Source organism: Hydrocoleum sp. CS-953 (genome assembly GCF_002260545.1).
Taxonomy (GTDB): domain Bacteria; phylum Cyanobacteriota; class Cyanobacteriia; order Cyanobacteriales; family Microcoleaceae; genus Trichodesmium.
The window spans coordinates 1-9,202 of the sequence record NZ_LGSU01001280.1 but is presented as its reverse complement, the minus strand read 5'-3'; the positions used below and the strand labels follow the sequence as shown (position 1 = coordinate 9,202).

Below are 9,202 nucleotides of genomic sequence, written 5' to 3'. Positions count from 1 at the left end.
GTTTCGATCCCCTTCCCCTCCCCCTTAGAAAGGGGGAAGCTAGAGGATGCTGCGCTTTTTGTTGAACGGGGGTTAGGGGGAATCGAAACGTTGACACTTCCAGAAATTATGGTTGTACCTGGAGTATCAGCAATTATTGTATTTGAATCTGTTAATACCACATCACCATCAGCATTAACAGTGACAGATGAAGCGTGAGTTATATTGCCTCGTGTTAAAAGTTCTGGTAAAGATAAAGCATTAATATTAGCATCTTCCCCATTCTGTAGGGACGTTGCATGGAACGTCTCTACTTCTAAACTTAATAAATTTCCTGGTTGTGATATTCTCAGGGTACTACCACCTTCTACTGCTGCAATGGTTATATTACCCCCTGGAGCGGAGAGTTGCCCTGTATTAATCACAGTCCCTCCCAATAAAGTGAGATTTTCTCCAGGGTTTAAACTTAAATTTCCTTCATTAACTAAAGCACCTGGGTTGGATAGGTTAAACCTATATCCACTGGGGTTTCCGACTAATTTTGAGTAGTCATTTGTGCCGATCGCTTTAAACCCAAAATTATTGTTGTCAAAACCTATACCTGTAGCGGTGGTGACGCTGAATGAGGCGGGTATGTTAAGGCTGGCGTTTTGGCCCAAAATTATGCCTGCGGGGTTCATTAGGAAGAGGTTGGAGTTACCACCGAGGACTTGGATGAGACCGTTAACATAAGAAGCATTTCCTCCTGTGACTCTACCCAGAATATTGGTAGTATCTGGGGTAGTCAGGAAGTTAGCAGTTTGGCCAGAGTTGAGGTTAAATTGGTCAAAACTATGGAATAAATTTGCTCCACTACGAGTACCACCTTGGATATCAAATTGGTTGCCGTTTTGATTTACAGTTGTACCTGTATTGTCATTAGCTGGGGTTATGGGTTGTGCTTTAGTAGGAGTTGCTGCCAAAGCTGCGNATATTGGTAGTATCTGGGGTAGTCAGGAAGTTAGCAGTTTGGCCAGAGTTGAGGTTAAATTGGTCAAAACTATGGAATAAATTTGCTCCACTACGAGTACCACCTTGGATATCAAATTGGTTGCCGTTTTGATTTACAGTTGTACCTGTATTGTCATTAGCTGGGGTTATGGGTTGTGCTTTAGTAGGAGTTGCTGCCAAAGCTGCGAGTAAAGGCATTAATAGGGATAAGGGATGGCCCAAGCGAACCGTTTTCATAATTTATGGAAATATAACTGGAATTTTTCAACTATTATATTTCAGCTAATTTAATAGTTATGCAATTTCGTTGCAGCGATCAAACTATTTCAGAACTTATATCATGTCCGGATAAGAGCGTGATAGAACTCCGTTCCGCTTACGCGACCAAAAAACTTTCTCATGCATATACTTTTTTGATCCCCTCTTCCCTCTTCCCTCCTGTACGGGCGTTAACGATAGTTATGCGAAGCTAACGGCCGTTTCGCGGAGCGACATGTTTGCGGAGCATTCCGTCAGGAAAACGCCCCTACGACTCCTGACTCCTCCCTTTTTATTTATAACTATTCAACCGGACATGATATTAAATGGTATGAAAAATCTAGTATAGCACTACGCAAATATATCTAGGACATTTACAAATTCTTATAACTTACTTAGAGATTACTTTTGTAGGGGTGATTCCCGAATCACCCCTACTGGCTTTTGAATTGCCCGTAGCGCTATATTATCTCCTTAAAAGCCAAATCAAGGTAGAATAATAAGTAGAACTAACTCAAAGTTATTTTAGGAGCAAATTATAATATGCTGCGTAAATTAACCGTTTTGTTTATGTGTTTAACATTGTGTTGGACAACAGTCGCCTGTGGCAGTTCCAATAGCACCTCATATCAAAACTCAAATCCTAATATCTCATCTAACCAAAACTCCAACCGGAACCCTAACCAAGTAAGTCAAGGAGAATATCCCGTACAACAAGCAACCTATAACGACGGCAACGGCGAATATTCTTTAATGTTACTGAATACTCCTGCAGGTAAACCGCCAATTTATACTACTACAGATTTGCAAATGGCAAGTTTGACTGAGGAGGAAATTCAGGAAGGCAAAACCAATTATGCTAATATTAATGGCAATCAAGCTAGTTTGCATATTAAACCCGACTTTAAAATTGAATATGTACATAATGTAACTGAAACTCAAACTAACCCCCAAACAGGTAGACAAGAAACAGTTATTGTCCGTCGGGAGTCTAACTTCTGGACACCTTTTGCTGGAGCAATAGCAGGTCAAGTAGTTGGTGGAGCAATTAGTAGTATGTTATTTACCCCTCAATATTATGTACCACCAGTTTATCAACCAGGTGGAATAATGACTGGGTATGGCGGATATGGTAGTAGCTACACTCAAGCTGTTAACCGATATCAAGAGCGTTATCAAGCTCCACCAGCAGCAGTGAAAAATCGTCAAACATTACGTTCTACTGGTGTAACTAACTCTACTAGAAGTAACACAAATCGTAAACAACAGCAAAATACAAATCGTTCTACAGGNCACTCAAGCTGTTAACCGATATCAAGAGCGTTATCAAGCTCCACCAGCAGCAGTGAAAAATCGTCAAACATTACGTTCTACTGGTGTAACTAACTCTACTAGAAGTAACACAAATCGTAAACAACAGCAAAATACAAATCGTTCTACAGGTAGTGGTGTTGGTGCCAGTGACTTGCAGCGTTCAGGTACAGCAAAACCTCGTCAACAACGTCGTAGTTTTGGTAGTGGTGGGTTTTCATCACCTTCACGTCGAACCAGTGGTTTTGGCGGTAGACGACGCCGATAAGTTTATGAGATTTATCTGAATTATTGTTGTAAAAATTAATGAATTTAAGTAGGGGTAAACGGCTGTTTGCCCCTACAATATTTTATGAGGTATCAGTTAATATTTTTAACTTACAGCAGTTATTTTATTGGTAGACCAAAGTAGGGACGTTCTATGGAACGTCCCTACAAGGTTTTGATAAAGTATTTGTTTGTAGTTACCCTTTAGTGTCCTATTTATATTTTCTATCAAGTCTCATTAATTAGTCATAATAAAAATGTTCTTGTCTTTCAAAATAGTATCTTTTCGGAGGGAATGCTGCGCAAACAAATTTTCCTCTGCTCCCTACTCCCTACTCCCTGTTCTCAAAAGTTTTTATTCTGGGTATTTAAAGAGACATCATATTAGTATTTTAATATTCATTGTTTTACTCAAAAGAGGCTGGATAATATAATGTCCGGATAAGAGCGTGATAAAAAAATGTTCTCCTTATTTATACTTTCTTTCTCCCCTCTTTCCTCCTGACTGCTGACTCCTCCCTTCTTATTTATAACTATTCAACCGGACATGATATAAGATGCTATTCGCTCTTCCCTTTTTTAGATTCACTACTTTTATAAATAAATGGTATTAATTAACTGGCAAGAGTTAATAGAAGATATTAATTTCAAACATCAAAAATGCCAACTTGACCAGAAAAATGCTATGGCTTATGCTTATTCTTTAGGTCAATTATTGCTAGAAACTCAGGCTTTATTTTCTCCTACTGAATGGCAATCTTGGCTCCAAAATAATTGCCATTTCTCGGAAAGCTGCGCGGAAACTTATCTGCAAATAGCTAAAAGTTGGCCTAGTTTCCGGACACAATTAGATCCCTACAGGAAAGTTGATTTATCTGCTATAGAAGATATTATGGAAGATAAATCTCAAATGCAATTTGTTCCTTCTGAGGTAAAAGATAATTTGCTAGAAAATGTGGATACGGAAGTTAACAAAATTATTCCGTCGTTTNCACAATTAGATCCCTACAGGAAAGTTGATTTATCTGCTATAGAAGATATTATGGAAGATAAATCTCAAATGCAATTTGTTCCTTCTGAGGTAAAAGATAATTTGCTAGAAAATGTGGATACGGAAGTTAACAAAATTATTCCGTCGTTTGATAATGCTGAGGATTTTACAACTTCTCACCCCGAATCTGAAGAATCTGAAAAATCTGAAAAATCTACAATAATTCGTTTGTATATTCCTGGGAAAGTAGTTCCTAAAGCACGTCCACGAGTTACTGCTAATGGTACTTATTTACCACCTCGTTATCGTACCTGGAGAAACGAAGCAGAAGTAGAAATTTACCGTCAAGTTTCTGAACTTAATTTAGAGGTAGATTTACCAATTCAAAAAGCAGCTATTTCCATGAGTTTTTGTGGAAAACATCGGACTAATTCTGATTTAGATAATTTAGCAGGAGCTTGTCTTGATGCTTTAACATTAAATGGTGCGGGTGTACTTCAGGACGATCGCTTGAGTTGTATTCCTAAGCTTACTATTGAATATATTCCTGATACTAAAAAAACAGGGGTTTGGATTGAAATTGAAATACTCAGGACTTACGCATGAGGTACGGAAAACTAGGATTTGAGATTGCTATCCGTTCCGGACTGCTTCGCAAACCCTGTGGGTTGCTATCGCAAAGCTGTCGCTTTTTCCTGACGGAATGCTCCGCAAACATGTCGCGGAGCGTTAACGGAGTTGTGCGCCAGCTAAACNTCGCAAAGCTGTCGCTTTTTCCTGACGGAATGCTCCGCAAACATGTCGCGGAGCGTTAACGGAGTTGTGCGCCAGCTAAACGCAATGACAAAAACACATTGTAGTGCGTAAGTCCTAATACTTTTGTAGGGCGGGTATGTTGCCTGCGCTACAAAGCAAAATTTGTAGTAGTAGACTGATATCAAATCCGGTAGCATCGGTGTAATTAGATAGTTAATCTAGGAGTCAGGAGTCAGGAGTCAGGAGTCAGGAGGGAAGAGAATTTAGAAAAATTTGCTCTTAGATGAAGATGAAAATTTTTTTTATACCGAATTAAGCGGATTTGATATGACACAGCTAAAACTGTGCAGAGCGCTTTTTTCGTAATCACCCCATCCCCCCGTTTTCTAATGCACCATTTAAGGTGTTTCGCTCCAGTAGACTGACACATCTAGTTTTGTGCATTAGGGCGGGTTTGTATAAATCTTAGAGTAAGCATGAAAGTTATAGCTAAAACCCGCCCCTACTATTGCACCATTTAAGGTGTCTCGGTAACGAAGTTGTGCGAAGCAAAACGGCTGGCGCTGAAATGAAACGAAACACTACACGACAAGAAAAGACTGCTACAATTTAGACTGTTCCCTGTTCCCTGCTATATTATTCAGCAGTAAAAACTAATGTTCCCTTGTCAGTTTCCAAACTATCACCAATTTTGTGCCCATCGTGAAAAGCAGCTAAAATTACATCGCAAGTTTTTCCCCAACCAATAATACCATTAGCATCAATACCGATCGCTCCTAAATCCCTTTTATGTTCGTGAGCTTCAGCAAATGAACGCTCAAAAGCTGCTTTAATGGAAAAACCATCTGTTACCCGAATCACAATTTTTGCTGCTAAACACTCATCAATAATATCTTCTCCAATACCAGTACAACTTATTGCAGCACTGCCAGTAGCATAATTTCCAGCAGGCATCGCGGAGTCACTCACCCGACCAATTTTTTCAAAACCTTTTCCTCCTGTAGAGGTACCCGCAGCTAATCTACCCTCTTTATCCAAAACTACTACACCAATAGTACCAGTGCCTGGAGATTCTGCAATCACGTTTGCCATTTTTCTACTAAAATCATGTTTACGGTCTTCCAGCCATTCATTTAATCGTTTATCTGTCAAGGGGTTGTAAACTGGCATTTGTAATTCCCGCACAAATTCGGCAGCCCCAATATCTGATAATACGCGATCGGGTGATTCTTGCAGCGCTTTGGCCAAGTCAATAGGATTTTTAATCCGGGAGACATTTATCGCCCCACTAAACCGATGATTAATCCCATCCATCAAGGAAGCACTCATGCGAATTTGGCCATCAGATTGTAGCACTGAACCGGTGCCAGCATTAAAAAGAGGGTCATCCTCTAATAGTTGGCAACCACGCACGACTGCATCTACGGCAGCGGTGTCATTTAGAAGCAAGTTATATAATTCATCCACTATTCGATGGAGAGATTTGCGAACAACATCTAATCCTCCTTTTTCCTCAATGGAACTACCAGCACCACCGTGAATAATAAGTTTTGGCTGCATTTTTTTTTGTGATTAACTACTAGATATAAGGCTATTATGCGTCGGTTTGTTTGTCAATTTTTGACTTACGTCGCCGACATCTTTCGGAACAATATTTGACTTCATCCCAACAGTCTGCCCATTTTTTTCGCCAAGTAAAAGGGCGGTTACAGACAGGACATATTTTTTGGGGAAAGTCAGATTTAGATTTAGTTTTTGCCATGATATAATAATTATTTGATATCCATTAATTATTATACCTAAAAATGGCAGTATGATTTTAATAAGTGGAGTAAGCATCTTGCCTGCTACCATTTGATATTATGTCTGTTGGTATAATTTGTGTAAAAGCTGAGGAAATATTTACTATATTTAAGCTTCTTCCTTCTTTCTTCTTCCTTCTTCCTTTCTCCTAACTTCAAAAATGACTTTTCGTAGAAATTTATTTACTAATCTTTTTCCATATCTATTACTGTTTATAATNTTTTCTTCCTTCTTTCTTCTTCCTTCTTCCTTTCTCCTAACTTCAAAAATGACTTTTCGTAGAAATTTATTTACTAATCTTTTTCCATATCTATTACTGTTTATAATAACAGCGATCGCTCTCTATATTACTAGACCAGTCTCTCTACAAATTCGCTGGAATGATGAAACGCTTTACTATACTGTAGCTCAAAATATTGTTCGTCATTTTGATTTTAATAGTAACCATTATTTGGCTAGTAGTATTATTCAAAAAGGCTATCCTACTAAGGATACTCATCTACCTGGTTATCCTTTAATTTTGGCTTTTGGTTTTTTGATTGGTGGAATTAATGAAGCTACACCATTTTTTGTTAATTATTTGCTGTTAGTTTTGACGATATTTTTAATTTTTACAGTTGGCATATTCATTGCTAATCAATGGGTTGGTTTTGGGGCTAGTTTGATTTATTTGATTTATCCTTACACTTTAGTTTTGACTCATTCAGTAATGACAGAAATATCGGCTGCTGCTGTGATTATGGTAGTTGTGGCTCTTTTATTTCTACAAAAAGAAAGTTTTTTAAAAGGAATATTTTTGGCTTTGGCAATAGCTTTAGCATATTTAATTAAACCATTTTTATTGACTTTGTTTCCTGCTAGTATTGCCATCTTATGGATTGAGAAAAATCAACATTACAAAAAAACTTTATTCAGCTTATTATTTGGTTTTGCATTCCTGTTTATCACTGTTTTAATACCCCTTTCTCAAAATCAAGAAATCTATCCCTATGCAGCAACAAGAATTTTATCCCAATCTAATTTGACTCATATGCTGAGAATTATCTGGGAAAACTTTCTATTTAATTGCACTCTCATAATTAATTTTAAAAAGTTTCCCGTCTATGGAACAATTACTATTTCAATGCTAGTGCTATGGAGTATTACTGTTGCAAGTACGGCTACAGCAATTCATCAAAAAAAATTACAACAATGGGAAAAATATATAAATTTATCTGTTTTTAGCTTAATTAGTTTTATGCCAGCTTTATTGGCATTTTTATTACTTTATCAATATATTAATGCAACTAGAGGATTAGCAGTTTTTTCTCCATTAATGGCAATCTTATCTGTGACTGGTTTGTGGCTATTAACACCACAATTAAAAATCAAAAAAGTAGTAGCTATTGGATTAGTAATTTGTCTGTGTTTAAGTTACTCAAACTTTGTCACATTTCAACTACTCAGACAAACCCAAAAAGGACAGTTTAAACGTTTATCCACTAATAGTTTTCGACTAGAAAAAGTCATCTCAAAATTGTCAATTCAACCACAGGTAGTTATATCTGAGAAAAATCGTTATTTAGCGATCGCTCATTATCCGACTCAAGTAATTTGGCAATTGCCTCAAACATTACAGGAACTACGGCAAGTTGAAAAAGAAGTAAGTATAGACCTGATAGAATTAAAAAAGTCTGACCCAATTTTTCAAGAAAATTTGCAAGTTTATGGTAATGTCAATTTATTAGATAACCGTTATATTTTGCAATACCAAAATCAGGGTTTTTATTACTATTTGCAAAAATGAAAAGTACATCAATATCAAAACTATGGGTTAATAAGTATTGAGATTAAAATAGAGCAGATTTAATCAATGGTCTAGAAAAACTATATAGCGTTTCTCAAGTTACTGAGGTACAGTTGTTTTTCTTATTTTCTATTCCCACCGAACCCGAATTACTACTCCCTATCTCCCTTANATATAGCGTTTCTCAAGTTACTGAGGTACAGTTGTTTTTCTTATTTTCTATTCCCACCGAACCCGAATTACTACTCCCTATCTCCCTTACTCCCCTACTCCCCTACTCCCCTACTCGCTCAAACTAACGAATTTTGTACCTCACGCTTTTTGGGAATTGCTATAGCAACCCGCCCATAGGTCGTGAAAAATCAAAAAGTAGATAAAAAACTTGAAACTCTCGTCACTTAAGTGTTCCCTGTTCCCTATTCCCTGTTGCCTAAAAGCAGCAAGGTTTTTATACACAAATAAAATAGGACTGCTATAGAGATTATTAAAATAATATTTCAAAGTAAGTTAAACTAACAACAGGTTTTCAGGAAAACCTGTTTAATCACTTATTTAGGAATTAATTATGCTTGAACTTTTGGCTAGTATTGTTATAACACAAGGGATGGCAGATTGGTATCCCGTTGGTTATAACCGCAAAGTAACAACGTCAATAAACATGAACACAATTCAAGACCTAGGCAAGAATTTGTGGGGAGCAGAAATATTAAAGCAATACGACGGGATGGACTATGATGGAATGGAACAAGTCTATATGATTGTAGAAATTAATTGTAATATTCGCAAATTTGCTCCTAGGTTAGTCAGAAAACTTACTGGTAGTGGTCAGGTTATTGCCGAAACAACACTGGGAGGCAATAGATGGGTATCACCTAAAGGTTCTGAAAAAGGAATTTTGACTATATGTGATTACTAATATATTTAAGATACACTGTATTCGGTGGTACATGAAGTCCAGTAGTGAACAAAGACAGCTAAAATAATACAATAGTAGGGGCGGGTTTGAAATTAATGAATAATGAAATATTTATGTACTTGTGTACTATCTATCGGTCTTAACA

At 37.2% G+C, this 9,202-nt stretch carries 7 protein-coding genes and 1 pseudogene; 4 read left to right on the top strand and 4 right to left on the bottom strand.

The genetic code is table 11. The features are described 5' to 3' along the window. Both AFK68_RS22720 and AFK68_RS46125 read right to left on the bottom strand, forming a co-directional pair. A partial coding sequence (locus tag AFK68_RS22720; protein ID WP_143438153.1) for a filamentous hemagglutinin N-terminal domain-containing protein occupies window positions 1–941 on the bottom strand: 941 nt, incomplete at its 3' end. Window positions 942–949: 8 nt separating this feature from the next. Continuing rightward, window positions 950–1,167: hypothetical protein (locus AFK68_RS46125; RefSeq protein WP_371357502.1), on the bottom strand; the 218-nt coding region annotated here is incomplete at its 3' end. A gap of 2,242 nt (window positions 1,168–3,409) precedes the next feature. Here AFK68_RS46125 and AFK68_RS46120 point away from each other — a divergent pair. Both AFK68_RS46120 and AFK68_RS39545 read left to right on the top strand, forming a co-directional pair. Continuing rightward, window positions 3,410–3,796, top strand: a pseudogene (locus AFK68_RS46120) (DUF3102 domain-containing protein); the annotation flags it as partial. Window positions 3,797–3,847: 51 nt separating this feature from the next. Then, the gene (locus AFK68_RS39545) at window positions 3,848–4,402 is read left to right on the top strand and encodes a RusA family crossover junction endodeoxyribonuclease (RefSeq protein WP_371357501.1); all 555 of its coding nucleotides are present in this window, start codon (window positions 3,848–3,850) and stop codon (window positions 4,400–4,402) included. A 786-nt stretch (window positions 4,403–5,188) separates the two neighbouring features. Here AFK68_RS39545 and AFK68_RS22695 read toward each other — a convergent pair. Further along, the gene (locus AFK68_RS22695; protein WP_094675315.1) at window positions 5,189–6,112 is read right to left on the bottom strand and encodes an isoaspartyl peptidase/L-asparaginase; all 924 of its coding nucleotides are present in this window, start codon (window positions 6,110–6,112) and stop codon (window positions 5,189–5,191) included. A gap of 34 nt (window positions 6,113–6,146) precedes the next feature. Next, window positions 6,147–6,314 (bottom strand): DUF2256 domain-containing protein, encoded by a 168-nt coding sequence (locus AFK68_RS22690; RefSeq protein ID WP_094675313.1) that lies wholly within the window; start codon window positions 6,312–6,314, stop codon window positions 6,147–6,149. Window positions 6,315–6,623: 309 nt separating this feature from the next. Here AFK68_RS22690 and AFK68_RS22685 point away from each other — a divergent pair, with 309 nt between their 5' ends. Then, window positions 6,624–8,141 carry a glycosyltransferase family 39 protein gene (locus tag AFK68_RS22685; protein WP_143438152.1) on the top strand — a complete coding sequence of 506 codons (1,518 nt, stop codon included), beginning with the start codon at window positions 6,624–6,626 and terminating at the stop codon, window positions 8,139–8,141. A 565-nt stretch (window positions 8,142–8,706) separates the two neighbouring features. Further along, complete coding sequence (locus AFK68_RS22680; RefSeq protein ID WP_094675309.1) at window positions 8,707–9,057, top strand: hypothetical protein; 351 nt, start codon at window positions 8,707–8,709, stop codon at window positions 9,055–9,057. Window positions 9,058–9,202: the final 145 nt, after the last annotated feature.

What these genes read in the sequence shown, in the direction of transcription:
- AFK68_RS39545 (WP_371357501.1), top strand. Translation starts at nt 3,848, where the DNA reads ATGGAAGATAAATCTCAAATGCAATTTGTTCCTTCTGAGGTAAAAGAT.
- AFK68_RS22695 (WP_094675315.1), bottom strand. Translation starts at nt 6,112, where the DNA reads ATGCAGCCAAAACTTATTATTCACGGTGGTGCTGGTAGTTCCATTGAG.
- AFK68_RS22690 (WP_094675313.1), bottom strand. Translation starts at nt 6,314, where the DNA reads ATGGCAAAAACTAAATCTAAATCTGACTTTCCCCAAAAAATATGTCCT.
- AFK68_RS22685 (WP_143438152.1), top strand. Translation starts at nt 6,624, where the DNA reads ATGACTTTTCGTAGAAATTTATTTACTAATCTTTTTCCATATCTATTA.
- AFK68_RS22680 (WP_094675309.1), top strand. Translation starts at nt 8,707, where the DNA reads ATGCTTGAACTTTTGGCTAGTATTGTTATAACACAAGGGATGGCAGAT.